This window comes from Mesorhizobium sp. BHbdii, from assembly GCF_053848045.1.
Window position 1 is genome coordinate 1 of sequence record NZ_JBSPKX010000193.1, and the last position, 464, is coordinate 464.

The window sequence follows — 464 nt, forward strand, 5'->3', positions numbered from 1 at the left end:
GTCCGCTTAGGGTTCGGCGCCCCCCGGCCCTCCGCCATGGCTCCGGGCGCTCGAGTCCTTCGGACCGTCCACTGGACGTTTCGGATCTCCTGACGGCGGACCGGCAGTGAGTGGCCGCTTAGGCTTCAGCGTCTCCCGGCCCTTCGCTATGGCTCCGGGCGCTCGAGTCCTTCGGAACGTCCACTGGACGTTCCGATCCGCCTGACGGCGAACCGGACTCTCGCCCCCTAAAATCTTTGGCCAGGAGATAAAGCTCGACCGATTCACCACGCGAGGCCGGCGGCTTGACGTGGTGGACGGAGCGGAAATTCTTCTTGAGCATGGACAGCAGTTCGTTCTCGGCGCCGCCCTGGAAGGTCTTGGCGAGGAAATGGCCGCCCGGTTTCAGGACGGACAGCGCGAAATCTGCAGCCACCTCGCACAGATGCATGGTGCGGATGTGGTCGGTGCGCTTGTGGCCGGTG

Annotated in this window: 1 protein-coding gene; it reads right to left on the reverse strand. The window is 65.1% G+C overall.

Annotated elements, in window-relative coordinates:
- Nucleotides 1-118: 118 nt before the first annotated feature.
- Nucleotides 119-464 (reverse strand): SAM-dependent methyltransferase (locus ACWTU8_RS32575; RefSeq protein WP_455851344.1); only part of this gene is annotated, 346 nt, incomplete at its 5' end.